This is a genomic window from uncultured Winogradskyella sp. (assembly GCF_947496485.1).
In the GTDB taxonomy this organism is placed as follows: Bacteria; Bacteroidota; Bacteroidia; order Flavobacteriales; family Flavobacteriaceae; genus Winogradskyella.
This window is the reverse complement of sequence record NZ_CANMCZ010000001.1, coordinates 778259-803513: the sequence shown is the minus strand read 5'-3', so window position 1 is coordinate 803513 and position 25255 is coordinate 778259. Positions and strand designations below refer to the sequence as shown.

26 protein-coding genes and 1 riboswitch are annotated in these 25255 nt (G+C 32.8%); of the genes, 12 read left to right on the top strand and 14 right to left on the bottom strand.

What is annotated here, in order from left to right; translation table 11 throughout:
* Genes Q0822_RS03320 through Q0822_RS03300 form a run of 5 tightly spaced genes read right to left on the bottom strand, consistent with a single transcriptional unit; the run spans position 1 to position 3369 of the window.
* Positions 1-813, bottom strand: coding sequence for a purine-nucleoside phosphorylase (locus Q0822_RS03320; protein ID WP_299120117.1), 813 nt, complete (start codon positions 811-813; stop codon positions 1-3).
* On the bottom strand, positions 806-1435 hold the full coding sequence (locus tag Q0822_RS03315) for a TIGR04282 family arsenosugar biosynthesis glycosyltransferase (RefSeq protein ID WP_299120115.1): 630 nt from the start codon (positions 1433-1435) through the stop codon (positions 806-808). Before Q0822_RS03315 ends, Q0822_RS03320 begins: the two co-directional genes overlap by 8 nt.
* Positions 1428-1922 carry a rhodanese-like domain-containing protein gene (locus Q0822_RS03310; RefSeq protein ID WP_299120113.1) on the bottom strand — a complete coding sequence of 165 codons (495 nt, stop codon included), beginning with the start codon at positions 1920-1922 and terminating at the stop codon, positions 1428-1430. Before Q0822_RS03310 ends, Q0822_RS03315 begins: the two co-directional genes overlap by 8 nt.
* A 4-nt stretch (positions 1923-1926) precedes the next feature.
* The gene (gene arsS / locus Q0822_RS03305; RefSeq protein WP_299120111.1) at positions 1927-2982 is read right to left on the bottom strand and encodes an arsenosugar biosynthesis radical SAM (seleno)protein ArsS; all 1056 of its coding nucleotides are present in this window, start codon (positions 2980-2982) and stop codon (positions 1927-1929) included.
* Between the two features lie 51 nt (positions 2983-3033).
* Positions 3034-3369, bottom strand: coding sequence for an arsenosugar biosynthesis-associated peroxidase-like protein (locus Q0822_RS03300; protein WP_299120109.1), 336 nt, complete (start codon positions 3367-3369; stop codon positions 3034-3036).
* 115 nt (positions 3370-3484) lie between these two features.
* Between Q0822_RS03300 and xdhC the strand changes: the two genes are divergently transcribed.
* The 3 genes from xdhC to Q0822_RS03285 are packed head-to-tail and all read left to right on the top strand — an operon-like array spanning position 3485 to position 5772.
* Positions 3485-4282 carry a xanthine dehydrogenase accessory protein XdhC gene (xdhC, locus tag Q0822_RS03295; RefSeq protein ID WP_299120107.1) on the top strand — a complete coding sequence of 266 codons (798 nt, stop codon included), beginning with the start codon at positions 3485-3487 and terminating at the stop codon, positions 4280-4282.
* Complete coding sequence (locus tag Q0822_RS03290; RefSeq protein ID WP_299120105.1) at positions 4283-5290, top strand: hypothetical protein; 1008 nt, start codon at positions 4283-4285, stop codon at positions 5288-5290.
* On the top strand, positions 5287-5772 hold the full coding sequence (locus Q0822_RS03285) for a nucleoside-triphosphatase (RefSeq protein ID WP_299120103.1): 486 nt from the start codon (positions 5287-5289) through the stop codon (positions 5770-5772). The genes Q0822_RS03290 and Q0822_RS03285 overlap by 4 nt, the downstream gene beginning before the upstream one ends.
* A gap of 508 nt (positions 5773-6280) precedes the next feature.
* Here the strand turns inward: Q0822_RS03285 and Q0822_RS03280 are convergent.
* From Q0822_RS03280 to Q0822_RS03260, 5 genes are all read right to left on the bottom strand, one after another.
* On the bottom strand, positions 6281-6655 hold the full coding sequence (locus tag Q0822_RS03280; RefSeq protein ID WP_299120101.1) for a hypothetical protein: 375 nt from the start codon (positions 6653-6655) through the stop codon (positions 6281-6283).
* A 121-nt stretch (positions 6656-6776) separates the two neighbouring features.
* Positions 6777-9101, bottom strand: coding sequence for a molybdopterin cofactor-binding domain-containing protein (locus Q0822_RS03275; RefSeq protein ID WP_299120098.1), 2325 nt, complete (start codon positions 9099-9101; stop codon positions 6777-6779).
* Positions 9094-10497, bottom strand: coding sequence for an FAD binding domain-containing protein (locus Q0822_RS03270; protein WP_299120095.1), 1404 nt, complete (start codon positions 10495-10497; stop codon positions 9094-9096). The genes Q0822_RS03275 and Q0822_RS03270 overlap by 8 nt, the downstream gene beginning before the upstream one ends.
* A gap of 30 nt (positions 10498-10527) precedes the next feature.
* On the bottom strand, positions 10528-10944 hold the full coding sequence (locus tag Q0822_RS03265; protein ID WP_299120093.1) for a hypothetical protein: 417 nt from the start codon (positions 10942-10944) through the stop codon (positions 10528-10530).
* Positions 10945-10992: 48 nt separating this feature from the next.
* Positions 10993-11466 (bottom strand): nucleoside deaminase, encoded by a 474-nt coding sequence (locus Q0822_RS03260; RefSeq protein ID WP_299120090.1) that lies wholly within the window; start codon positions 11464-11466, stop codon positions 10993-10995.
* A gap of 234 nt (positions 11467-11700) precedes the next feature.
* On the opposite strand from Q0822_RS03260, the gene Q0822_RS03255 reads away from it, so the two are divergent.
* The 6 genes from Q0822_RS03255 (at position 11701) to Q0822_RS03230 (ending at position 16031) form a co-directional block, all read left to right on the top strand.
* Positions 11701-13362 (top strand): alpha/beta fold hydrolase, encoded by a 1662-nt coding sequence (locus Q0822_RS03255; RefSeq protein ID WP_299120086.1) that lies wholly within the window; start codon positions 11701-11703, stop codon positions 13360-13362.
* Positions 13363-13549: 187 nt separating this feature from the next.
* A complete protein-coding gene (locus Q0822_RS03250) occupies positions 13550-13921 on the top strand; it encodes a hypothetical protein (RefSeq protein ID WP_299120084.1) in 372 nt (123 codons plus the stop codon).
* Positions 13922-13946: 25 nt separating this feature from the next.
* A complete protein-coding gene (locus Q0822_RS03245) occupies positions 13947-14519 on the top strand; it encodes a YceI family protein (RefSeq protein ID WP_299120081.1) in 573 nt (190 codons plus the stop codon).
* Positions 14516-14914 carry a hypothetical protein gene (locus Q0822_RS03240; RefSeq protein ID WP_299120078.1) on the top strand — a complete coding sequence of 133 codons (399 nt, stop codon included), beginning with the start codon at positions 14516-14518 and terminating at the stop codon, positions 14912-14914. The genes Q0822_RS03245 and Q0822_RS03240 overlap by 4 nt, the downstream gene beginning before the upstream one ends.
* Before the next feature lie 2 nt (positions 14915-14916).
* Complete coding sequence (locus tag Q0822_RS03235) at positions 14917-15762, top strand: DUF5777 family beta-barrel protein (protein WP_299120077.1); 846 nt, start codon at positions 14917-14919, stop codon at positions 15760-15762.
* A gap of 14 nt (positions 15763-15776) precedes the next feature.
* Positions 15777-16031 (top strand): hypothetical protein, encoded by a 255-nt coding sequence (locus Q0822_RS03230; RefSeq protein WP_299120074.1) that lies wholly within the window; start codon positions 15777-15779, stop codon positions 16029-16031.
* 63 nt (positions 16032-16094) lie between these two features.
* Here Q0822_RS03230 and Q0822_RS03225 read toward each other — a convergent pair whose 3' ends face one another.
* From Q0822_RS03225 to Q0822_RS03210, 4 genes are all read right to left on the bottom strand, one after another.
* Positions 16095-17549 carry a membrane dipeptidase gene (locus tag Q0822_RS03225; RefSeq protein ID WP_299120071.1) on the bottom strand — a complete coding sequence of 485 codons (1455 nt, stop codon included), beginning with the start codon at positions 17547-17549 and terminating at the stop codon, positions 16095-16097.
* Positions 17550-17678: 129 nt separating this feature from the next.
* A complete protein-coding gene (locus tag Q0822_RS03220; protein ID WP_299120068.1) occupies positions 17679-18686 on the bottom strand; it encodes an alpha/beta fold hydrolase in 1008 nt (335 codons plus the stop codon).
* A 73-nt stretch (positions 18687-18759) separates the two neighbouring features.
* Entirely contained in the window at positions 18760-20058 is a 1299-nt protein-coding gene (locus tag Q0822_RS03215) for an O-acetylhomoserine aminocarboxypropyltransferase/cysteine synthase (protein ID WP_299120065.1), read from the bottom strand.
* Between the two features lie 120 nt (positions 20059-20178).
* Positions 20179-20303, bottom strand: a riboswitch (SAM riboswitch).
* Positions 20304-20406: 103 nt separating this feature from the next.
* Positions 20407-21954 (bottom strand): hypothetical protein, encoded by a 1548-nt coding sequence (locus tag Q0822_RS03210; RefSeq protein ID WP_299122248.1) that lies wholly within the window; start codon positions 21952-21954, stop codon positions 20407-20409.
* Between the two features lie 147 nt (positions 21955-22101).
* Here Q0822_RS03210 and Q0822_RS03205 point away from each other — a divergent pair, with 147 nt between their 5' ends.
* The 3 genes from Q0822_RS03205 to leuD are packed head-to-tail and all read left to right on the top strand — an operon-like array spanning position 22102 to position 25253.
* Positions 22102-23277, top strand: coding sequence for a 2-isopropylmalate synthase (locus tag Q0822_RS03205; RefSeq protein WP_299120062.1), 1176 nt, complete (start codon positions 22102-22104; stop codon positions 23275-23277).
* Positions 23278-24663 (top strand): 3-isopropylmalate dehydratase large subunit, encoded by a 1386-nt coding sequence (gene leuC / locus Q0822_RS03200; protein WP_299120059.1) that lies wholly within the window; start codon positions 23278-23280, stop codon positions 24661-24663.
* Positions 24663-25253, top strand: a complete 591-nt coding sequence (gene leuD / locus Q0822_RS03195; RefSeq protein WP_299120056.1) for a 3-isopropylmalate dehydratase small subunit — start codon at positions 24663-24665, stop codon at positions 25251-25253. The genes leuC and leuD overlap by 1 nt, the downstream gene beginning before the upstream one ends.
* Positions 25254-25255: the final 2 nt, after the last annotated feature.

Here is a 25255-nt window from a genome sequence, read left to right as displayed (position 1 = left end):
CTATAGCGTTTTTATTAATTCTTTAAATAATGTAATCATATTCGGTTCAGCTTTTCCAGCCATTGCAATAATTTCAGCGATGTTAACTGGTTTTAAATTATCAGGATTGCATTCGTCTGTTAAAACAGAAACTGCGGCAGCTTTTAAATTTAAGTGATTAGCAACGATAATTTCAGGAACGGTACTCATGCCAACAGCATCTGCACCTATTGTTTTTAGCATGCGATATTCAGCTCTTGTTTCTAATTGAGGTCCAACCACACTTGCATAAACCCCTTTATGTAGTATTATGTCGTTTTCTTTGGCAATACTTTCAAATTTTGAATTGATCTCAGCATTATAAGGAGCACTCATATCTGTAAAACGTTCTCCCAATTCAGAAACTCCTTTAAAAGCTAAAGGCGAACCACCTTGTAAGTTAATGTGATCGTCAATAAGCATTAATTCGCCTTTTTTAAAGTTTAAATTTATTGCTCCAGAAGCGTTAGAGACGAGTAATGTTTTTATACCTAATTTCTCCATAATCCGAACAGGGAACGTCACATCTTGTAATGTGTAACCTTCGTAAACATGAAATCGTCCTTGCATCACCACAACTTTTTTACCTTCTAAAACTCCGTAAATGAGTTTCCCTTTATGAAACTCTACAGTTGCCGTTGGAAAGTTTGGAATATGATTATAGCTAGCTTCTGCTAAGACTTCAATTTCATTGATAAGTTGACCTAAGCCTGTGCCTAAAATGATACCAACTTCGGGATTATCAAAGCCTTTACTTTGTAAATATTCTGTGCTTTCTGAAATATATTTAATCATTAATTTGCTGTATTTTTTCTTGTAGTTTTAAGTTTGATTTATAAAAACCTGAGGCTATTAAATCTTCATAAGTGTCAATATCATTAAGAGGCTCTAAGGTACTAACGGAAACCTGACGTTTCTGTAACTCTTGTAACGTTTCGTCAAGTAGATTAGATTGACTCCATGGTTTGTTTATGAAAATTGAAGCTTCCATTTTTGATAAACCTACAAGATAATAGCCTCCATCTTCAGCTGGTCCAAAAACGACGTCATTTTCATCTAAAGCTTCTATGCCTTTGGTTATGTGATTAGAATTTATATCTGGTAAATCAGATCCGATAAGTACTATTTTTTTATAGCCAGCTTCAAACCCATCTTTAAAAGCATTGAGCATACGTTCGCCTAAGTCGACACCATTTTGAACAGTCTTAAAGTCATTTTGCCATTTGGTATCAACAACTGAATTTGAAAAATAAATACGTTTATCAAAATCTAAGCGTTCAGTGGCTTTTTCTGTTATTTTCACCAATTCAGAATAGACCTCAAAAGCACCAAAATCGCCAATGGTTTTAGCGAGTCTTGTTTTTACGGTTCCTAGTTTTATGTTTTTTACAAACACAATTACAAGTGCATCAGTCATAAATTTTAATTCCTTTTAAAAGCCATCGGCTCCATTCTTTTGAAAATGTATGTACATTTTCGGTTGGTTCATCTTCATTATTATAGACTGTGTAGTCATTGTTTTTCCATTCAAAAATACCACCAAACAAATTATAGACATTGGTGTAACCAGCTTTCTTAAGTTGCTCTCCTATGTCTTCTGAACGAATACCAACAGAACAGTAAACTACTATGGTTTTCGATTTATCAGAAACGTGTTTCTCTACAGTTTCTATGTCGAAATCATCGTAACCTACCTGAATTGCATTTTTAATATGGCTGACTTCATATTCTTTCATTTCCCTTGAGTCTAGAATAATAGCTTCTGAATCTGGCATTGCTAATTCTTGTACTGAGATATAAGGAATACTTTCGGTATTATATTTCTTAAGTAATTTTGAAATGCTTTTCTGAGCAAACCCAAAGCTTGAAATAAATAGGACGATAAGTAAAATTGATTTTTTCATAATATTAAGCTACTGATCCTTGACAACTACTTCCTGCACCAGCAGTACAGCCGTAGCAGTGTTGGGAAATTACAATATTTCGACCCTCCAAAAGGTCTTCGTTATATTCTGAAATATGTTTCACCTTACTATTTACAGGTAGTTCTAGCATCTGGTTGAAATCACAATCAAACAAAAAACCATCCCAACTTACGGAAAGTGTATTGGTACACATTACATTTTCCACAGCTGCAGGATTATAAGCCTCAACAAGTGAATACATATAGTCTTCGTAATTCTCAGATGCTATTAAGTAATCTAAAAATCGACTGATAGGAAGATTGGTAATCGCAAACAAATTATGAAACTGAATATTGAAATCTTCTAATAAGGCTTTCTTAAAATCCTTTTCCATAGAGGCTTGATCACCAGGTAAAAATGCACCAGATGGATTGTATACTAAATCTAGTCGTAAATCACTATCTGGCATACCGTAGCCAACAGCATTCAGCTCTTGTAATGCTTTTATAGATTTATCAAAAACACCATCACCTCGTTGCTTATCAGTTTTTCCACGTGTCCAATGCGGCATTGAACTTACTACATGTACATTGTGCTTTTTAAAGAATTCTGGTAAATCATAATACTTTTTGTTAGCACGAATAATCGTCAAATTAGAACGCACAATAAAGTCTTTAATACCGGCTTTGGCAGCTTCTTCTACAAACCATCTAAAATCTGGATTCATTTCTGGTGCTCCACCAGTTAAATCTAAAGTATGTGCTCCTGTGTTTTTTATGACTTCAAGACATTCTTTCATAGTGTCTCTGGTCATAATTTCCTTTCGGTCAGGACCAGCATCTACATGACAATGGTCACAAACCTGATTACACATGTAACCTACATTGATTTGTAGAATTTCAAGTTTTTTTGCTTTTAGAGGAAATTGACTCGTTTCAGAAATTTTAGCCTTAAACGTAGGTAGTTCTCCATTCTGAAAAATACCATTGGATAAAATTTCTAATTGTCTATTGCTGTTTGCGAGATCGCTATGTCTTTTTTTTAGGGACTTTGTTGCCATTAATTTGTTTGTCTTTTTACTTACGAGATTAAAATAAGAATGGTTTTAGGGTTAGCCATCCAATTTATTAACCTTATTCATCATTTGCACTCCATGTACTAAAGTCGCACCACTTTTTATAGCAGCGCCTACATGTATGGCTTCCATCATTTCTTCTTTTGTCACTCCACGTTGCAGACCATCTTTGGTATAGGCATCAATACAATATGGGCATTGTTCGGTATGTGATACAGCTAAAGCAATAAGTGATTTTTCGCGTGCAGTTAAAGCACCTTCTTCAAATACTTTACCATAATACTCAAAAAATTTATTCCCCAATTCTTCACTCCATTCTGTTATTTTTCCAAATTTTCTAAGATCTGCAGGATCGTAATACGTCTTTGACATATATAGTTTTTATTTAATTCTACGAAAAATCAATATAGCACTTTTTGTCGAAGTTAAATCTTAAAGATTACAGAAAAAACTGAAAATATTTTCACTTAAAAAACCTTACTTTTAAATGCTCTTTTTACTCAGTATGAAAAATTGGATAGAACTTTTATCAGAATTTAAATCTAAACGACAGCCTGTTGCTTTAATTACAGTTACAAAATGTTCGGGTTCAGCACCTTGTGTAGTGTCTTCGCGAATGATAGTAACTGAAGACAAAACAATTTTTGGAACCATAGGAGGTGGGAAGTTAGAGTTTAAAGCTATAGACGAAGCCATCGTAGCTTTAAAAGAAAATAGAATCATTGAATCGTCTTATACTTTAGGACCAGACTTTGCGCAATGTTGCGGTGGAAAAGTAGAATTTATTATAGAACCTATGAATCAATCACCAGAGTTATTTTTATTCGGAGCAGGACATATTGGAACTGAAATTGCCAATTTATTAGTAAATACACCTTTCAAAGTAAAGCTTATTGATTCTAGACCTCATTGGTTTTCTGAATTTAGTATTGATGAAAGTATTGAACAATGTCAGGTGAAGGAAAACGATTTTAAAACCTTTAGAGATGCTGTAACTTGGGGAAATAATTGCTATATATTAGTACTAACGCATAATCATGCTATTGATTTTGATATTGTGGCTATGGCATTGCAAAATGAAACCAAATATTTAGGTTTAATAGGTAGTAAAACGAAAAAAGCACGTTTTAATAATATGCTTATTAAGGAAATGAAAATTGAAGATGGAATGAAAAATGTAGTCTGTCCTATAGGTTTACCTATTGGTGGTGATACACCAAAAGAGATTGCCATTAGTGTTGTAGCACAATTACTTCAAGTACATTATCAAGCTACTGCTGAATAAATGAAAAACAACAAATCCATTATAGATAAGTTAACAGCACTTTGGGCACTGAATGAATCTGGCTTAGGTGGATTTCTACATGTTTTTAATACACCATTTACAGGTTTAATTGTTGGTGGAATCGCAATTTTACTTATCAGTTTAATAGCTTATTATGCCGAGAATAAATGGCAAGCCATTTTAAAAGCTTTGGTTATTGTATTAATTATTAAAATGGCAGTGAGTCCATATTCTCCATTTGGAGCTTATGTTGCTGTTAGTTTTCAGGCGATTTTCGGAGCATTATTATTTTCTAAATTCTCATGGAAAGGAGCGACTATCATTGTTTTAGGAATGGTGACATTTTTAGAATCTGCACTTCAAAAATTATTGATTCTCACTATTGTTTATGGGACAGAATTATGGGAAGCCATTAATCTATACGGTGTTTGGGTTCAGAAGAAATTAAATTTTATTTTCGATACCTCTACAACATCTTTTTTAGTGACACTATATCTTTTAGTGTATGGTATTTGTGGAATTTTAGCAGGAATTTTCATCAAGAATATTATAAAAATAATTGCCAATAAAAAAGAAACTGATTTTTATCTAGAACATGAAACTAGTATATCTGAAGGTCAAAAAAAGAAGGTGTCTTTTAAAACCAAAGTCATTTGGGTTTGGTTAATAACAGTCGCAGTAATCGTTTTAGCATTTTCAGTTTTTGGTGGCAACTTGTTTGGTTGGCAAAAAGCCATTTATATTTTACTTCGAAGCTTTTTAATTCTGATGTTATGGTATTTGGTTATTGGACCATTTTTACTGAAGCTGATTCGGAAATACCTAAATAAAAAAGAATCTCAGTACAAAGAAGAGATTACCAATGCAATGGACTTATTTCCATACTTCAGACGAATTTTGTCATATACATGGCAAGAGACAAAACATCTAAAAGGTTATACGCGTTTCAAATATTTTATGGCGAATAGTATTTCTAATTGTATTCATTTTAAACTGCCTTCAGAGTGATATATATTCTAACAGGTGATATTAGAACAGGGAAGACGTCGGCTTTATTAGATTGGACTAAAGACCGTAATGATGTTGATGGTTTGCTTTGTCCTGATGATGAAAATGGTAAACGCTATTTCTTAAAAATTAAATCTCAAGAGAAACTTGAACTTGAAGTTGAATCCCAATCTGAAATGGTGATTACTATTGGACCGTTTCATTTTTTAAAATCTGTATTTAAGGAGGCTAATAAATTTCTAATAGCATTAAGCTTGAAAACCAAAAGTCAATATCTTATTATTGACGAATTAGGAAAACTAGAATTAAAAAATAAAGGTTTACACGATGCAGCTGAAAAATTAGTTCTCGATTATGTGTTTAATGGTAATAGGCATTTAATTCTTGTGGTTAGAACATCTTTGCTGGAAGAGATTGTAAATTACTATCAAATAGAAGCATATACATTACTTGTAAAAGAGGATTTAAAAACAATTGTGTAATGTTAATGTATTGTCATAAATTGATTTTATAGTCATTTATTGTGGTGCAAATGTACCTTTTACTGATAACGAAATTCTCTTAGGATGTTTTGTTATTGTGCTGCTGATAAAGATTAGCTAATAACAGAATTTATTTCGAACATTTTTTTTTCATAATAATTCATAACTTCAAATAGAAGTTGAACTGATTATTTAATTTAAATCTATTTATTATGAAAAAATTTAAGACAATTAAATGGACAAGTATATATAGGGTATTCAAGCTATTAATGGAATTAATTGTGTTTATTGTTTTTACATATCAATTATTAGTAATATTAAAACTCATCTAAATTGTTCATTCACTAATTAATATAGATGTTATTGTTTGGCATCCTTAAGAAGTAGTTTTTGAAGGTTATTTTGCACCTACTAATGCAGATAAAATACCACTGGTAATATTTTAGTGATGCTATGATGTGAAATTTACTAACAATTACTGATAAGATTCCTGCCCATTAGGAATTGATCAACTAAAAAAAGTCTCACTCAAAGCATAATAAATGGCCATAAGTGCAGAAAATATAGCACTTCCCAAAAAGCGCCATTTGAGTTTAAATCGGTTTTGAATGATATAATTCGCAATAAAAGAAATAGGAATATTAACCAAAAACGACCAAAAAGCAATCTCTAAAAGGCTAAAGTTAATAGCTTCAAACTGACCAGAAAATAATTTGATGAATAGTAAATGTCTGGCAATCCACAAGGGATTAAAATAGGCTATGGCTAATCCAGTTTTAGTTAAAGTGGCTTTTAAGCCTTTTAAATTGTTAGTTTGTTTTACAATCCAATCAAAGTAATTTGGAATTTCAAAAGCGTAGAATGTGGCACCAACTAATACCATTCCCAGCAAACGATACCAAGAGAATTCTCCAAGTAATAAAGCAGCAACAGTATCACCAGCACTATAAATTAATGCGCCTTTTAATATGTTTTGTTTTCTATAATGAAGTGCGATAAGGCGATTATTTTTGGTAAAGACCCATTAAAACTTTTTCAGGAGTCATTGGTGCATGGAATTTTAAATCATAGTTTGGATTATATGCTTTCATGGCATTCTGAATCGCAAAATAAGCACCAATACCATACATTAAAGGTGGTTCGCCAACGGCTTTAGATTTTAAAATCGCTAATTCATGACCTTGAGTTTCTACAGGTATGACTTCAACGTCTTTAGGAACCGAAAATATATCAGGAATCTTGTAGGTGGATAAGGCATTAGATAACAAACGACCTTCATCATTATAGGCAATCTCTTCCATTGTCATCCACCCAATACCTTGTGCCAGTGCTCCTTCGACTTGGCCTAAATCAATGCCTTCACTCATGCTCTTTCCGTAATCGTGAACAATCTTTACCGAATCAAATTCGTAAGTACCACGTGTACAATCTACTGTTGTGGTTATGATTGCTGTTCCGTATACATGATAGGCAAAAGGATGTCCTTTTTCTTTGGTTTTATCAAAGTGAATTTCTGGCGTGGCGTAATGCGCGTTTTCAGTTAAAGCGACACGTTTTAGCATGGTGCTACTAATGAGCTCATTCCAACTTAAGTTTGATTTTTTATCGTTAACATAAATGAATTCGTTTTTCAATTCTATCTTTTCTTCAGAAACATTTAAATCTTCGGCAGCTACTTTCTTCAAACGCTCTAAAAGTGATTTGCAAGCTTTTAAAGTTGCTTTTCCGTTTAAATCTGCAGTAGAACTTGCAGCAGAAGGCGAGGTATTGGCAACTCGAGTTGTATTGGTAGTTTCGATCTTAATTTTTTCAATCGGAATCGAAAACGCTTGTGCAACAATTTGCATAATTTTCGTATTCACACCTTGTCCCATTTCAACAGCAGCTGTACTTACACCAACACTGCCATCAAGATAAATATGAACCAATGCTCGTGCATGATTCATTGGTGTATTGGTAAACGAAATACCGAAACAAATAGGCATAAAAGCTAAACCTTTTTTGAAACTCGTATTATTCTTATTAAAATCTCCAACCTCTTTTTCTAGTGCTTTAATATTAAATAAGGATTTGGCAGAATTCCACGTATTTTTAGCTTCTACTTTTTTAGCAATTTGTCCATAAGAAAAGGTGTCGTCTTCATCTAACAAGTTCGCTTCCTGAATCTGTCTTGGTGAAACACCAATTTCAGAAGCTGCTTTTGCAATAGCAGACTCAATAACAAACATACCTTGTGGTCCACCAAAGCCTCTGAACGCTGTATTTGGAGGTAAGTTGGTTTTACAACTAATCACAGTTGTTTTTACATTTGGTACATAATAACTATTCGTTGCATGAAACAACGTACGCTCTGCAATGGCAGGTGACAAATCAGCTGCTGCTCCAGAATTTTGAAGAAATTCAGCTTCGTAAGCTAGTATTTTCAGGTCTTTAGACAATCCGATTTTATAGGTGCTTTCATAAGGATGTCGCTTGCCAGTCATTCGTAAATCATCATGCCGATTTAGTATCAATTTTACGGATTGATTTAAATGATAAGTCGCTAAAGCTGCCATTACAGCCCAAGGTGTGGCCTGGTCTTCTTTGCCCCCAAATCCACCACCCAAACGTGTCACATCAACTTCAATTTTGTGCATCGCAACACCAAGCACATTGGCGACCGTTTTTTGAACAGCCGTTGGTCCTTGCGTTGATGAGGTGATTTTTATATTACCATTTTCTAGAGGTTCTGCATAAGCACCTTGTGCTTCGATATATAAATGTTCTTGTCCGTTAGAGAAGGTTTCGCCTTCAAAAACGTAATCACAATCCTTAAATGTGTTTTCGGCATCACCAAGACTAAAAGATCTCGGCGCATTTATAAAACTACCTTTTGCTTTGGCTTGTTTTGCTGTTGTGATGACTGGAAATTCTTCAATCTCTATGTCTATGAGACTTCTCGCTTTTCGGGCAATAAATTCAGATTCAGCAACGATTAAAGCAATTGGCATTCCCCAAAAGTGAACTTCGTGTTCTGCGAATAAAGGTTCATCTTTAATAATACCTCCAATTTCATTTTCACCAGGCACATCTTTATAGGTAAAAATCCGTTCAACACCGTCTAAGGCTTCCGCTTTTGAATAATCAATCGATTTTATTTTTCCATGAGCTTTCGGCGAATCAAAAACCACAGCATGAAATGTACCTTGCCGCACATTCACATCATCTACATACAAAGATTCACCGCGAACATGCGTATAAGAATCCATGTTTTTAATACTCTGTTTTATAGACATGGAAACCGCATCTAATTTAGAATCTAACCTTGTATTTGATTTATTTTTATGCATGCTGAACGAAATCATTTAAGGTGAATGCTTCCGGAAATAATTCTGTAAAATGCGCAAAGAATAATTGTCGTCCTAATAGACGTTTATAATCACTTGAGCCACGAACATCACTAATTGGTGATATTTCATTTTGAAGTATATCATTAGCTTCTATTATAGTATCAGGAGTCAGTGGTTTTTCTATTAAAAATGCTGAGGTTTCATGTAAATATTTTGGAATGGCTGCTACACCACCTATGGCAACATGTGCTTCTAAAATATTATTGTTATCCATTGTAATTTGTATAGCAGAGTTGACGCTCGCAATATCTAAATGTGTGCGTTTGCAAACTTTTTCGAAATTAAAAAACGTGCTCTGTGTAGGTAACTTAAAATGAATATCTTTTAATAATTCTCCATCTTTTAAATCATAGGTTTTATAGCCTTGATAAAATTGTTTTAAAGGGAGGTTTCGTTCTGAGCCATTTTCATTAGTAATGGTAATATCACTGTTCAATGCCAAAAAGTAAATGGTCATATCTCCAATAGGTGAGGCATTTACAAAATTACCTCCTAGAGATGCCATGTTTCTAATTTGTTCTGAAGACACAAGCTTTAAGTGCTTTTTTAAGTTTGGAAAATGGATACTTAATTCACTATGATTCCATAAGTCTGAAACGGTAGAATTAGTACCAATTGTGCAAATACCATTTTTTATAGAGATGCCTTTTAAATAGTCTTTTTCTGCAATAAGATGCACTTCGTTATCAGCTAAATGATCGGCTTGTTGCACATATAAATCCGTTCCGCCAGAGACGTATTTACCTTTTGGCTGATTTCTATCTTTTGCTTCTAAATCACCGAGACGTTTAGGAATGGTTTTAAAGTATTCTGGAATAAATTCATTCTGAATTAACCAATCAATATTGTTTTGGTTGTCTAATTTTTCTACTACTTGATGAGCGGCTTTTTCAATAGCTTTATAACCTGTACATCTGCAAATATTTCCACTAATGGCATCAAGCGCATTACTATAATTTTTTTCAGAATTTAATAATGCAAAACCAGTTAGCGAAACCACAAAACCAGGAGTACAAAACCCACATTGTGTTGCATAATTAGCTTTCATAGCTTCCTGAGCTGTTGTTAATTTATCTTTAAGATTTGTACCTTCAACCGTGACGATATGTTTACCATGTGCATTTCCTAAAGGGGAAATACAAGAGGTAATACTTTGGTATTCTATGCTGCCATTTTTTAATTCTCCAACTAAAACTGTACATGCTGCACAATCACCTTCGCGACAACCAATTTTGGTTCCTGTAAGCCGTTGTTCATAACGCACAAAATCCAATAAGGTCATTCCAGAATGCTCTGAAGTGGTGATGATTTTGTTATTTAGGATGAAGGTTATCAATTGTTCTTATTTTATTTTGCTGAGTTTTGGTTATTCTAATTCACTATAAATTATTGTAAATTCTATATTTTTAGGAACACCTATTGTTTCTCCAATAGATTTGAATTCGCTTTTTGTTAATTTTATATGATTGTATTCGGGTAATTTGTCTCTTAGAATAATATGGTAATAAGTAATTTCCTTGTTTATATAATTAATGGAATCCTTTGGATGGCTTTTTGCTATTATAAAGTCATCATCATATCCAACTGCAAAAACAGTTTCATCTACTACTATAGTTGAGTTGTCATCATCTGGATGATACCATAGACTCATTTCATGCAGATAGCCATTTGCAAATAGCCAATAATTTTCTGTTACCTCTCTTTCAACTAAGCCAGCGCCAAATAGGCAAGATTGAAAATAGATAATGGCAGTAACTAAAAATAATGATTTAATTTTTTTCATTGAGTTCATTGAATAATTTTTATTCAATTTGAGCATATTTTAAAAAGTTTAATACTCAGTCTTATCTTCTTTCTTAGTCCATTCCTCAAAAGGCTCTAAAGCAACCTCACGAGCCAATTGCTCAAAAGGAATACTTCTTTTCTCGTTAGGTAAAGGAATTTCTTTGTAGATAAATTCATCATCAAACCCAATATTTGCAGCATCTTCTTGATTACTTCCGTAATAGACTTTATCTGGTCGTGCCCAATAAATAGCACCTAAACACATTGGGCAAGGTTCGCAAGAGGTATAAATTATGCATCCATCTAATTGAAACGAATCTAAGTTTTTACAAGCATCTCTAATGGCTGTGACTTCGGCATGTGCTGTTGGATCATTAGTTGAGGTGACTTTGTTGTTACCACGACCTACGATTTTCCCGTCTTTAACCACGACGCATCCAAATGGCCCTCCTTCATTGTTATTCATGCCTTTTAAAGCTGCGTTCACAGCTTCTTTCATGAATTGTTCTTTATTTGTCATAGTAAATACAGTTTTTTATCATTTACGTGTGGTCACTGCAATTTAGCTAAAATAGAGTTTTATAATGCTATTTTAGTTTTAATAAAAAACAGCGAATTAAGGAAATATTACTTTTCTGCAAATAAATATTCCTTTTCCACAAGACAAAATATTTGATTGTAAAGTATTATTTTTAAGGATATATTGCTCTTAAATTGTTTAATAATTAAGTAAAACATTTAGGCTAAACTTTTCATGAAACCAGATACCAAATACACCAAGAGCGGAGAAGTAAATATTGCATACCAAGTTTTTGGTTCTGGCGCTATTGATTTGGTATATATTCCTGGATGGATTTCTAATATTGATCTAATGTGGGCTTGCCCAGAGTTAGTCCATTTTTTACAAGAACTAGGAAAAATCGCCAGAATTATTCTATTTGATAAACGCGGTACAGGTTTATCTGATCGTGTTGTAGACTTTCCCACATTAGAAGAGCGAATGGATGATATTAGGGCTGTGATGGATGCAGTAAATTCTGAGAAAGCGGTCTTATTCGGACATTCTGAAGGCGGATCTGTTTCTGCACTTTTTGCCGCTACTTATCCTAATAGAACACTATCTCTAATTGCATTTGGAATTTTTGCAAAGCGTATATATGCTCCCAATTATCCATGGGCACCTACGACTGAAGAGCGTCAAAAAGTCTATGATATGATTGAAAAAAGTTGGGGTAGTGGTGATATGAATTTGGAGTCATTAGCGCCTTCCAAAGCCAATGATAAAGCATTTATGAATTGGTTGGCTAATTATTTTCGTTCTGGAGCGAGTCCTAATGCAGCTTTGATGCTCACAAAAATGAATACGCAAGTCGATATTATTGATATTTTAACTTCTATAAAAGTTCCAACCTTAATACTGCAAAGGACTAATGATATAGACGTAAAAATTGAAGAAGGGCGTTTTATTGCTGAACGAATAGAAGGAGCAAAACTTGTAGAATTTGAAGGTAACGATCATTTATTTTGGGCAGGAAATACTTATGAGGTTCTTGAAGAAATGAAAGCCTTTATTTTAAATGTAAAACCAAAACCTGTTTATGATAAGCAGTTATATACACTAATTCTTGGAAGTTTTGTGTCTTCAACAATAAATGATTTTGAACGCTTTAAATCATTAATTGATAACTGTGTAAAAACGCACAAGGGTAATGCTGTACAATATAATGAGGAAACTTTTACAGTTACCTTTAATGGACCTAGTAAAGCGGTTAATTGTAGTATAGATTTAATAGAATCAGTTAGAGATTTAAATGCACAACTAAATATAGGTATCGATATTAGAGAGTGTTATGCAAATCATTGTATTAGTAAAGAAACCGAGACTACAGCTAAATCCATTCTAAAGCAAGCTAAGCAAAACCAAATCGTATTAACTCAAACTGTAAAGAACTTATTGATAGGTGTGAGTCTAAACTTTAAATTACACAAAACAATTTTTGATGTATCCTCTGGTGAGTCTATTTTACTATTTACAGTTACGAAAGAACAAAAGCATGACGCAAGATTAAATGTTATTGATCCAAATAGAATTTCTCAAAACGACTCTTTTTTAGAAAATGTAATTCAGACTATAGATATTAATTTAAGCAATGAATATTTTAGCGTAGAAATGCTTTGTAAAGAGGTTGGAGTTAGTGAACGACAATTACAACGAAAGCTTAAAACAATAACTCAAAAGTCGCCTAACCAGTTAATTTCATCCATTCGTTTAAATCTGGCAAAAGAATTAATATTAAGTACTCAGGATACTATTTCTGAAATTGCTTTTAAAACAGGATTTTCAAATCCATCTTACTTTTCTAAATGCTTTAAAAAAGAATTTAGCATAAATCCTTCTGACTTAAAAAGTCAATAATAATTCCATTTTTTCTTCTAATGTCGGAATAGTTATAGCGTTATAGTTTTACCCCTTTGCTTTGTCGGAAACTTTCAAACTTTTGGCGCAATAGTTACAGCCTTATAGTCGCCACTCAATTTATATTTGCCTTTGTATCCAAGCTCTATTTTAAGCTTATACAATAACTAATTTCTAAAAAACGAGAATGAAAGTAAGTAGATTAATTTTTTTATCATTATTCGCACTGAGCTTATTTGGCTGTAGTTATGATAGTGAAAATGACTTTTTAGATGGTTCTGATGATCCAGGAGATCCAGATGTCTTAGTTAATTATACTGATGATGTTCAACCAATAATACAGAATGCTTGTATAGGTTGTCATGCAAGTCCACCAGTAAATGGTGCACCTTTTGCTTTGGTTAATTTTAGTCAGGTTAATCAAAGGGCTAACGGCATTATTAGTAGAATCAGTTTACAGAGTGGGTCAGCTGGTGCAATGCCACCCTCTGGTAGATTACCACAAGCAACTATAGATAAAGTGCAGCAATGGATAAATGATGGGAAGCTAGAGAATTAATATCAATAAGATTAAAACATATAATATGAAAGCTACAAACAAAATTATTATACAATTACTGTTTTCCGTAGTTGTTTTATTAAGCGCATCTAGTTTATTAAACGCTCAAGGTAAATATATAGACAAAAAAGGAAAGATCACCTTTGAGGCTTCTGAGGAACTTTTTGAGCCTGTAAAAGCTACTAATGAATCTGTTACTGTTATTTTAAATACTGAAACTAACGAGATTGCCTCTTTAGCACTTATGAAGAGTTTTAGATTTAAAAATTCTCTAATGGAAGAGCATTTTAATGAAAACTACATTGAATCAGAAACCTATCCTAAAGCTACTTTTAAGGGTAACTTATTAGATGTGGATTTTTCAAAAATAACAGAAACAAATACCGAAGTAATCGTAGATGGGAAAATAGAATTGCGTGGAAAAGAAAAAGAAATTCGTACAACCCTAAATATTAAAAAGTCAGGTGACTCAATAGTCATTCAGGGGTCATTTAATGTGACTCCTGCTGACTTTGATATTGAAATACCAAGTATTGTAAAAAACAAAATTGCCAAAGAAATAAATGTATCTCTAGACTTTAAGCTCAATCAAAAATGAAAAGGAAAAAAGTTTTAGTTCTATCTGCGATTCTTGTTGCAATTATAGTCGGTGGTGTTGTTTATAATTATGTATTTAATAGTAAACATAGAGATATTGCAAATGAAGAAGCAACTGTAACTTTATCAGCAAAGCAATTGTATTCTGACTTTGAAAATGATGAATCACAGGCCACAACCAAATATTTAGATAAGGTTATAGAAATACAAGGAAAAATAACTGCAGTAGAAGATACGGGATTAGTTTTAAGTGATCAAATACAAGTAGGGTTTGATGCGAACCAAATGCCCAAATTAGTTGATGGCAAATCAATAACCGTTAAAGGGAGATGTGTAGGTTACGATGAACTACTAGAAATGGTTAAAATAGATCAGGCAACAGTAATAAATAAATAATAATGAAATATATATACTTAGTAATTTTTTTAATACCAACATTAGTTTTCTCACAAGATGACTTATTTTCTGAAATAGATGCTGAGGTTGAGGAAGATTATAAAAGCGCAGCCTTTAAAGGCCTTAAAATCGTAAATTTTGAGTCTACTAAAATGATTTCAGAAGATGAACTTTACCTTATAATATCTCATAGATTTGGTTCAATAGAAACAGGTTTTAAAGATTTCTTTGGTTTAGACCAAGCTGTTACAAGAATAAATTTTCTTTATGGTATTACTGATGGTATTAATATTGGCGTTTCTAGAAGTTCGTTCAGAAAAATTTATGAATCGTCACTTAAAATGCGTTTAGTAAGAGAGAAAAAGGGTGGTTTTCCTTTTACTATTGTAAGCTCAAGCAATATTTTAATTAATACATCTTTAGATGATGCTATATTACCAGGATTAAAGTTTAAAAATAGACTAGGTTATACTACACAGTTATTGATTTCTAAGAAGTTTAATAAGAATTTTTCATTACAATTGATGCCTACATTTTTCCACGATAACTATGTAGATATTGACGAACAACACAACTCTCAATACGTTGTTGGTTTTGGAGGAAGACACAAATTAACAAAGCGGTTATCTCTTAATTTTGATTATGGATTACATCTAAATAGAACAGATAATTCACCGTTTGTTAATCCACTTTCTGTTGGTGTGGATATAGAAACAGGTGGACACGTATTTCAATTACATTTCACTAATGCACAGCCTATGAATACCAATGGATTTTTAGGACAAGGAACTGGTGATTGGGGTAAAGGAGATATTTTCTTTGGGTTTAATTTGTCTAGAGTATTTTAGAGTTGATAGAAAAAATGAAAGCCACTATAGCTAGAATAGAAGTCCAACAGCGTTTTTGTAATAATTGTTCAGCTTATATTAAAAACGAATTGCAAGAAATTGATGAGGTGAATAATGTTAGATTATATCCTAAAGAATCGTTGATAACATTCAACTTTACTAATGCATATAAACTATCTACCGCTTTAAATATTTTATCAGAAATAGGTTATTACGAAAGAGGTGAACGGGTTACCAGCAATAAATTTCGTCTTGCTTGTAGTTGCTGAAAAATAATAGTTTTTGCTTAATTTAAGGGAAAATTGGGTCATCTTCGGATGGCCCTTTTTTATTTAAAAATTTCTTTTTAAAAATTCGTTCGCATTTATAAATAGTAAACGGTCAATAATTTCTTCTGCTGAAATTTGATTTTGCATCTGCAAGTTAGTCCTGTTTTTATTAAGATAGTCTTGCGCTTTTTCAATAAGATAAGGTTTTATGTCTTCTATATTTTCAGCTGTCCAAAGTCCTTTTATTGGATTAACAATACCATCAAAATCTGAGCCTATAGCGACAGTTTCCCAACAAAACAAGCCTTTTTTATCTAGAATTTCTGCAATGTGTTGAATCTGATTCCAAATTAATTCAGACTTATTCTTATACCGTCTTTTTTTGTTTGGCCAATAAATTCTAGAACTTCTAATTGCACCTTTACTTGCTATACGTCGCTCATCTAACTGTAAGCCAAAAACACCTTTAGATTTTGCAATTCGCAATAGTTCTGAATCGTAAAAGTTAATATCCGTATCATTAAATTCTTTGCTAAGCTTAGAATCTGAGGTATTCCATTCAACAATAGAACGTTTTCCGTTTACCGCACCATGACTTACAATTATTGGGATATTTTCGCTAGCATATTTGCTGTCTAGTAAATGATAGTATGTCTTTCTAGAAGCAGTACTCATGTGCTTAACATCAATGAGAATACGCTTATTATCAGAATTGTCTAAAAGTTTATCAATGACTTTATAGCCCAAATCTGTGATTTCAGCATTTAACCCACGATTTTGTTGTTTTTTAATCAAGCCAATACCGATGCTTCTGGCATGACCACAAATCTCATTATAAAAATGATGCGCCAAAGTGATAAAAAATGGTTTGTTATCCCAATTTTTAACGATTTCGATATGGTTTATAACAGCAGCTTCATCCGCTGTATCTTTATCTTTGTGCAACCCTGTTTCAAAAGCATGAGCACCTTCAATAGTTGAAACTAAACTGATGACTTTTCGGTCTGAAGTTGAATCATTGATATTCTTTAATATATCTGAATAGCTATTTACCAATCGATATGTAAATGTAACACCATCGATAATTTGAGCCATATTATGCAATTGCATATAGTAGTTATATTCGTCCTTTAAATCTTGAAAATAACTATTATGATTCCTTAAATTATCAATACGTTTTTGACTTACTCCTGCAGCGAGATTAACTAGTAAATCAGGAATGAATTTTACTCCCAACATTTTCTTTTTTAAAAAATGTTTTTCAAAAGGATACAAAGAAATGACAACAACGTTACAGTTTGCTTTTGCTAAAGCGGTAAGGTCTGTTTGTGTAAATTTTGTAAGTGTAAGTAACCTATTTACTTGTCTTTCTAAGAAATTTGGAGGACTGTAATGCCAAATAGAATTTTTTCTACCACTATTGAGATGATTTTGTTTTTGTGGTTGGTATTTAAAACTCTTTCCATAAGGTTTTAAAGACGGATGACAATGAAGGTCTATGTAAGAATTACTTATCACTAGCTAATTATATCTATGAAAAGATACTTGTTTTTTGCTAGAATTTAAACATTAGTCTTTCTAATTTTATTGATGAAAAAATAAAAACCCAAACATTCAGTTTGAGTTTTTGGTTAATAGCACATTAACTTAAGCTACAGATTTAGAAGCATGTTCTAATGTGTTCACTTTAACTTTAAATATAGGTTTCAAGAACTTGGCCAATTGATCAAACTCAATCAGAAAAGCGTCATGTCCATGAATCGACTTTATCTCATGGATATTTACATTCTCTTTCACACTTTTAAGTTCTACGAAAGTAGTCCAGTTTTCTTCAGCTTTAAAAAACAAATCTGAGTTGATAGTAATGATATGAATATTGGATGTAATTTTTGAAGCTACCTCTAAAAAAGCACCTCCTTCCTTGGTAATATCAATTGTTCGCAAAATTTGATTCATTATTTTATAAGCAGAAAGGCTGAAACGATTGTTTAAGGTATCACCATGATAATTTAACCATGATTCAATATTAAACAGTGCATCATTTTTTTTAGTTCTTTCAAACTTTTGCTTTAAAGACTCTGGAGTGCGATATAAGGTCATAGCATGCATTCTAGCATCTGCTAAAGGTTCACTTGAATGATTGAGAATAGCATCTTGTATATGGCAATTAGCAATGAGCCAATCGGTAGATTTCCAATCGGTAGCTACAGGGATTAAATGCTCTATTAAGTTTGGTTTTAGTGCAGCCAATTCCCATGCAATTCCGCCACCAACAGAACCTCCAATAACTGCAAAAAGTTGATCTAATTTTAATTTCTTTAATCCCAAAGCAAACAATTTAGCTATATCTCTAGCGGTAAAATCCTTATAGTTTTCTATTAAGTTTTCAGTTTTATTATCGTAGCCATTTCCTGGTATATTGAATGCTAAAATGGTATATAAATTAGTGTCTATACATTTGTTTGTCCCAATTAAATCATTCCACCAACCTTGCTCGCCAATAACATTAGAATTAGCTGTAAGTGCATGATTAACTAAAACAATAGGCGCATCATACAGTGCTTTTCCAAATGTTTGGTAAGACAAGTTTATGGAATAAGTCTTGCCAGAATCTGTAAGAAAATCAGAAATATTTAAATACTTTAATTTTTCCATTTTAATTTTAAGCGATTAAACAGATACTTCTAAAAAGAGATATCTGTTTGAATTCAACCCTATTTGTAAAAGATTAATTTTGAAGCGCTTTCTTCTGCTTTACAACAGCAAAAGCTTCTTTTAAATCGGCTTTTAAGTCTTCGATATTTTCAATGCCAACAGACAAACGAATAAGATCTTTGGTTACTCCTGTAGTTTCTTGAGCATCATCACTTAATTGTTGGTGTGTTGTACTCGCAGGATGAATAATGAGTGATTTTGTGTCTCCAATATTTGCCAATAGAGAGAACAGTTTTGTAGTATCTGCAATGGTTTTTGCGGCATCATATCCGCCATCAGCTCCAAAGGTTACAATACCGCTTTGTCCTTTTGGTAAGTATTTTTTTGCAAGGTTATTGTATTTGCTCGTTTCTAATCCTGGATAATTCACCCATTTTACTTCTGGTTGTTCTTGTAACCATTTTGCTAATTCGAGGGCATTTTCACTGTGTTTAAGAATACGTAACTCTAAGGTTTCTAAACCTTGAATAATTTGAAATGCATTAAATGGGCTCAATGCACCACCATAATCTCGTAAGCCTTCAATTCTAATTTTTGCTATAAATGCAGCAGCTCCAATAACTTCGCTATACACTAATCCATGATATCCAGCTGACGGTTCTGTAAACTCAGGAAATTTTCCATTGGTCCAATCAAAAGTACCAGCGTCAATAATAACACCTCCAAGTGATGTTCCGTTACCATTTATGTATTTGGTTAAAGAATGAATAACGATATTTGCTCCATACTCAATAGGATTTAGTAAATATGGTGTTGCCACTGTATTGTCTACAATAAGAGGCACTTTGTGTGCTTTTGCTGCAACAGAAATAGCCTCAATATCTAAAATATCGAGTTTTGGATTTCCTAAAGACTCTACAAAAATAGCTCTTGTATTTTCTTGAGCTGCTTTTTGAAAGTTTTCTGGATCAGATGGGTCAACAAAAGTGGTTGTGATGCCATGTCTAGGTAATGTAACGCTTAATAAATTGTAGGTTCCGCCATACAAGCTATTGGATGCAACGATATGATCTCCGGCTCTTAAAAGTGTTAATAATGTTGTAGAGATGGCTGCTGTTCCAGACGCAGTGGCTACTGCAGCGATGCCTCCTTCTAAAGCTGCTAAACGTTGCTCTAAAATATCATTAGTCGGATTGTTTAAACGTGTGTAAATAAATCCTGGAACTGATAAATTAAATCGTCCTGCTGCATCATCCGAATCATCGAAAACATAAGCAGTAGATTGATAAATAGGAACGGCTCTTGTTCCTCCTGTTTGACTAACGTCGTGCCCTGCATGCAACGCTTGGGTTGCAAATTTTTGTGTACTCATTTTTCTAAGTTTTTTGAGTTAAAATAAATTAAACCAAAAGCCAAATAAGCTTCATAAGAAGCGTACTTAATAGAAAAATGTTATAAAGAAAATGCTAATTACAGATGGGTAATTAGTCTTGAGTTATCTATCCGGAATTTGCAAAAAATGACTTGCGTATTCAAGTAGAATTTAGCACCTTCTTAGTGAATCTAAGGGTTGCTAAGGCTTCATCGAGTCTATCTCTCCGCCTTTCTTGATAACATTTCAGTAAGTGTTTGAACTTTGTGAGCACAAATATTGCAACACAAAAATTTAAAAACCAAATTTATTTTTAGTTTTTATACTTTTTTTATGATTTTCGGAAAATCAAGGTGCTTTTTTTACTAAATATTTATTTTGAATTATTTCACCTACAGGCTTGTTTTCAATTTTACTTTCGAGCCAAGAAATAATATCTAAGTACAGAAATGCTCTGCGCTCAAAAGGATGATCTTCATAAACTTTAAGTCGTTCTAATAAATCTTTAAACGCGTTTTTAAGATCGTGCGGATAAATATCTTGAAGACCTCTAATAAATTTTATCATTTCTTTTTGCACTTCGTGCAAATCGTTCATTTTTATTAAAAATTTATAGGTAGTTCTAAGTAGTGTTTCTAAATGATAATCAAGTCCGGCTTCATAATGTGCTACAAGATTTAATACTCGAGAAAAACATAACAAATCTTCGCGCATAGATAGTGATTTGTTAGAGATTATTTTGTCCAGGTATTTAATACAAGCTTTGTTATTGCCAGCACCAAATTGTAAACTAGCAAACTTGTAATAGAAAATCATTTTATGGTGTGGATCAATTCTATCTTCAAATTGAATAAGTTCTTTTTCAATTTGTGGAATCAAAACTAAACCCTTTTCAAAGCTACCGTCAATGAAATGCTGATTAATACTATGAAAATTAGTATAAAGAAAAACTAAAGTCGATACGTTTTCATCTTTGTTAAACTTTGGATTATTAACTGTAGTTTTAAAATGCTCAAGTTTCTTTATAAATTTTGATTTGTTGCTAATAAAAAATAGTGATTCTAATAGATAATTATTTCCTTTTAAGTAAAATACAGGGTTGAGGTTAATCATACTTGGGTTTTGATGAAATAAGTCTACCCATTTTGAAGCATATTTGTAACAATTCAAAAAATCTTGCATCAAGAAACTATACCAAAGATGAGCTTTATAGAGCCATAATTTTTCTCTAAATCCTAATTTAGCTAAATTGACTTTAGGTAGACGGTCATTAAAATATTTAGTGACTTTTTGACTTTCCTTTTCATTTTTTACATAACCCGTTTTGAGGATAGTACTGTAAAGTTGAAGGGACAAATTAGAAAGCTTACTAGCAATCACATTTTGAGCACTCAAATTTTTAGCTTGAATAGCCAATTCATCTGCTCGTGTACTAATACTTCGAGTAATATACTGTGACTCAATTATCTTTTCGAGTTCTACGATTTCAAAAGCCATATTTTTTTCCTCATTAACTATTGCTAATTCTTTGGCTTTATCTAGAATTTTTAGACTTTGTTTATATAGACCTTTGTGATATAAAATAGATGCGAAATCAAGCTGCTCCCTAATTTGAGAACGGATATTTTGATGCGATGGATTTAATTTTAAGCTAATTAAAATCTGTTTGTATAAATGCGCTTTTACATTAGCAAGTTGTGTCTTTTTTACAATACCACTTTTTATAATTGTAGCTTCATTATAAGACTTAGCTTTATCTAAAAGATTAAAAAGTTTTAAGAATTTCGAATCTGTATTTACACCAAGTCTCCCTACATAAAGCTTAAATTGTCGTTTTTCAGACTTTGTCAATGACTTGATGAGCGAAAATAAATTATCTTTTTGGTCTTTAGTTATCAATAGAAAATAGACTTATATTGTTGATTGTCAGATTTATAACATATAAATTTGATTTTGAACATCGTAAAATCAATTTATGGTTTGTCTCATTAGACAAATTCAAAACCTAACTTCGTTAGACAATACTAAACTATATTTTGATAAATGTCAAATAACAATATTCAAATCTTCGATACAACACTTCGTGATGGAGAGCAAGTTCCAGGTTGTAAACTCAACACAGATCAAAAGGTTGTCATTGCAGAACAGTTAGATGCTCTTGGTGTAGATGTTATAGAAGCAGGTTTTCCCGTCTCAAGCCCAGGTGATTTTAAATCAGTTGAAGCCATTTCAAAAATTGTAAAAAATGCTACGGTTTGCGGTTTAACGCGTTCAGTTGAAAATGATATTAAGGTTGCTGCAGAAGCTTTAAAGTATGCTGTAAAACCTAGAATTCATACAGGAATTGGCACGTCAGAGTCACATATCGTTCACAAGTTTAAGTCGACTCAAGAAGAAATCTTAGAACGTGCATTTGCAGCAGTGAAATATGCTAAATCTTTTGTGGAGGATGTTGAGTTTTATGCTGAAGATGCCGGTAGAACAGATAATGAATATCTAGCTAAAGTTTGTGAAGTTGCTATAAAAGCTGGTGCAACAGTATTGAATATTCCAGATACAACAGGTTATTGTTTGCCTAGTGAGTATGGAGCAAAAATTAAGTACCTTAAAGAGAATGTAAAAGGGATTGAAAAAGCCATTTTATCTTGTCATTGTCACAATGACTTAGGCTTAGCAACAGCAAATTCTATCGAAGGAGTAATTAATGGAGCGCGACAAATTGAGTGTACTATCAATGGTATTGGTGAGCGTGCAGGCAATACGGCTTTAGAAGAAGTCGTGATGGTTTTAAAGCAACATCCATATCTAAAATTAGATACTAATATTAATACATCGATGTTATACGGAATGAGCCAATTGGTTAGTGATAGTATGGGAATATATACTCAGCCAAATAAGGCAATTGTTGGTGCTAACGCGTTTGCACATAGTTCTGGAATCCATCAGGATGGTGTGATTAAAAACCGTGAAACTTACGAAATAATTGACCCTAAAGATGTAGGTGTAACTGATTCTGCTATTGTGCTTACAGCAAGGAGCGGTAGAGCTGCTTTAGCTTATAGAGCAAAAAAAGTAGGTTACGAATTAACTAAACTTCAGTTGGATGATGTATATGCTAATTTTTTAAATTTTGCAGACAGAAAGAAAGAAATTAATGATAATGATATCCATCAGATCATTGAAACAAGTAAGGTTTATGAACAAATAATTTCAGCTTAGATGTCAAAGAAAACATTATTCGATAAAGTCTGGGATTCGCATGTGGTTAGTAGTATTGAAAACGGTCCACAGATACTATATATTGATAAACATTTAATACACGAAGTGACAAGTCCGCAAGCTTTCAATGAATTGGAAGATCGCGGAATTCCTGTTTTTAGGCCTAATCAAATTGTTGCCACGGCAGATCATAACACTCCAACATTAAATCAAGATCAACCAGTTAGAGATAAACTCTCTAGACAACAATTAGAGCAGCTTTCAAAAAACTGTAAGAAAAACAATATTACATTATATGAGTTAGGACATAAGTATAATGGAATTGTGCATGTAATGGCTCCAGAGTTGGGAGTGACACAACCAGGCTTGACCATGGTCTGCGGTGATAGTCATACTTCAACGCATGGTGCCTTCGGAGCCATTGCATTTGGTATAGGAACAAGTCAAGTCGCGCAAGTATTTGCGAGTCAATGCTTGTTGTTGAAAAAACCGAAAAGTTTAAGAGTATCGGTTAATGGCAAACTAAAGAATGGCGTCTTACCAAAAGATGTCATCCTTTATATTATTTCAAAATTAGGTACAAATTCTGGTACAGGTTATTTCTGTGAATATGCAGGGAATGTCTTTGAAGAGATGAGCATGGAAGGCCGTATGACGGTTTGTAATATGAGCATTGAAATGGGAGCCAGAGGAGGAATGATTGCGCCAGATGAAACAACCTTTGAGTATGTGAAAGGACGAAAATTTGCACCACAAGGGGGAGAATTTGAAAAGAAAGTAGCGTATTGGAAAACATTACCTACAGACGAAGGAGCTCAATTTGATAAAGAATACAGCTTCGATGCAGAAGATATAGAACCAATGATTACTTATGGAACTAATCCTGGAATGGGAATTAAGATTTCTGAAAATATTCCAGTTGATGAAAATCCATCATTTAAAAAATCATTAGCCTATATGAACTTTGAAGCTGGGGAGAGTTTAATCAATAAACCAATCAATTTTGTGTTCATCGGAAGTTGTACTAATTCTAGAATTGAAGATTTTAGAGTTGCAGCTGAATATATAAAAGGTAAGAAGAAAGCAAAAAATGTTACGGCTTGGTTGGTGCCAGGAAGTAAGCAGGTTGAAGCACAGATTATTGAAGAAGGTTTAAAAACTGTTTTTGATGAAGCCGGGTTTGAGTTACGTCAACCAGGATGCTCAGCATGTTTAGCAATGAATGATGATAAAATTCCACAAGGCGAATATTGTGTATCAACCTCAAATAGAAATTTTGAAGGTAGACAAGGTCAAGGTTCAAGAACTATCTTAGCTAGTCCTTTAGTGGCTGCAGCTACAGCGGTTGAAGGTAAAATTATTGATATTTCAAAACATTTAAACTAATGGAAAAATTTACAACATTACAATCTAGAGCGATTCCATTACATATTGAGAATGTAGATACAGATCAAATTATACCTGCGCGTTTTCTAAAAGCTACGGATAGAAAAGGATTTGGGGATAATGTGTTTAGAGATTGGAGATATCATAAAGATGGCACGGCAAATTCAGACTTTGTACTCAATAATTCAAAATATTCGGGAAGCATTTTGGTTGCCGGTGATAATTTTGGTTGTGGATCGAGTAGAGAGCATGCGGCTTGGGCAATTACAGATTATGGTTTTAAGGTAGTAGTTTCTAGTTTCTTTGCAGATATTTTTAAAGGAAATGCTTTAAACAACGGCTTATTACCAGTTCAGGTATCAAAGCAATTCTTGAGTGACTTATTTCAACAATTAGAGTCAAATCCATATACGGAATTAGAAGTAAATCTCGAAAACCAAACCATTTCTGTTGAGAATTCAGATTTATCAGAAGATTTTGAAATAGATGCATACAAAAAAACTTGTATGATTAATGGATACGATGATATTGATTATCTTGTAAATAATAAAGAACAAATCGAAGCTTTTGAAGCTCAGAAAATATACTAAAA

Coding starts and splice junctions, on each gene's coding strand:
- Q0822_RS03300 (WP_299120109.1), bottom strand. CDS start 3,369: ATGTCAAAGACGTATTACGATCCTGCAGATCTTAGAAAATTTGGAAAA.
- Q0822_RS03320 (WP_299120117.1), bottom strand. CDS start 813: ATGATTAAATATATTTCAGAAAGCACAGAATATTTACAAAGTAAAGGC.
- Q0822_RS03240 (WP_299120078.1), top strand. CDS start 14,516: ATGAAAAGGAAAAAAGTTTTAGTTCTATCTGCGATTCTTGTTGCAATT.
- Q0822_RS03235 (WP_299120077.1), top strand. CDS start 14,917: ATGAAATATATATACTTAGTAATTTTTTTAATACCAACATTAGTTTTC.
- xdhC (WP_299120107.1), top strand. CDS start 3,485: ATGCTCTTTTTACTCAGTATGAAAAATTGGATAGAACTTTTATCAGAA.
- Q0822_RS03315 (WP_299120115.1), bottom strand. CDS start 1,435: ATGACTGATGCACTTGTAATTGTGTTTGTAAAAAACATAAAACTAGGA.
- Q0822_RS03245 (WP_299120081.1), top strand. CDS start 13,947: ATGAAAGCTACAAACAAAATTATTATACAATTACTGTTTTCCGTAGTT.
- Q0822_RS03310 (WP_299120113.1), bottom strand. CDS start 1,922: ATGAAAAAATCAATTTTACTTATCGTCCTATTTATTTCAAGCTTTGGG.
- Q0822_RS03215 (WP_299120065.1), bottom strand. CDS start 20,058: ATGAGTACACAAAAATTTGCAACCCAAGCGTTGCATGCAGGGCACGAC.
- Q0822_RS03280 (WP_299120101.1), bottom strand. CDS start 6,655: ATGGTATTAGTTGGTGCCACATTCTACGCTTTTGAAATTCCAAATTAC.
- leuC (WP_299120059.1), top strand. CDS start 23,278: ATGTCAAAGAAAACATTATTCGATAAAGTCTGGGATTCGCATGTGGTT.
- Q0822_RS03230 (WP_299120074.1), top strand. CDS start 15,777: ATGAAAGCCACTATAGCTAGAATAGAAGTCCAACAGCGTTTTTGTAAT.
- Q0822_RS03265 (WP_299120093.1), bottom strand. CDS start 10,944: ATGAAAAAAATTAAATCATTATTTTTAGTTACTGCCATTATCTATTTT.
- arsS (WP_299120111.1), bottom strand. CDS start 2,982: ATGGCAACAAAGTCCCTAAAAAAAAGACATAGCGATCTCGCAAACAGC.
- leuD (WP_299120056.1), top strand. CDS start 24,663: ATGGAAAAATTTACAACATTACAATCTAGAGCGATTCCATTACATATT.
- Q0822_RS03220 (WP_299120068.1), bottom strand. CDS start 18,686: ATGGAAAAATTAAAGTATTTAAATATTTCTGATTTTCTTACAGATTCT.
- Q0822_RS03250 (WP_299120084.1), top strand. CDS start 13,550: ATGAAAGTAAGTAGATTAATTTTTTTATCATTATTCGCACTGAGCTTA.
- Q0822_RS03205 (WP_299120062.1), top strand. CDS start 22,102: ATGTCAAATAACAATATTCAAATCTTCGATACAACACTTCGTGATGGA.
- Q0822_RS03255 (WP_299120086.1), top strand. CDS start 11,701: ATGAAACCAGATACCAAATACACCAAGAGCGGAGAAGTAAATATTGCA.
- Q0822_RS03260 (WP_299120090.1), bottom strand. CDS start 11,466: ATGACAAATAAAGAACAATTCATGAAAGAAGCTGTGAACGCAGCTTTA.
- Q0822_RS03275 (WP_299120098.1), bottom strand. CDS start 9,101: ATGCATAAAAATAAATCAAATACAAGGTTAGATTCTAAATTAGATGCG.
- Q0822_RS03290 (WP_299120105.1), top strand. CDS start 4,283: ATGAAAAACAACAAATCCATTATAGATAAGTTAACAGCACTTTGGGCA.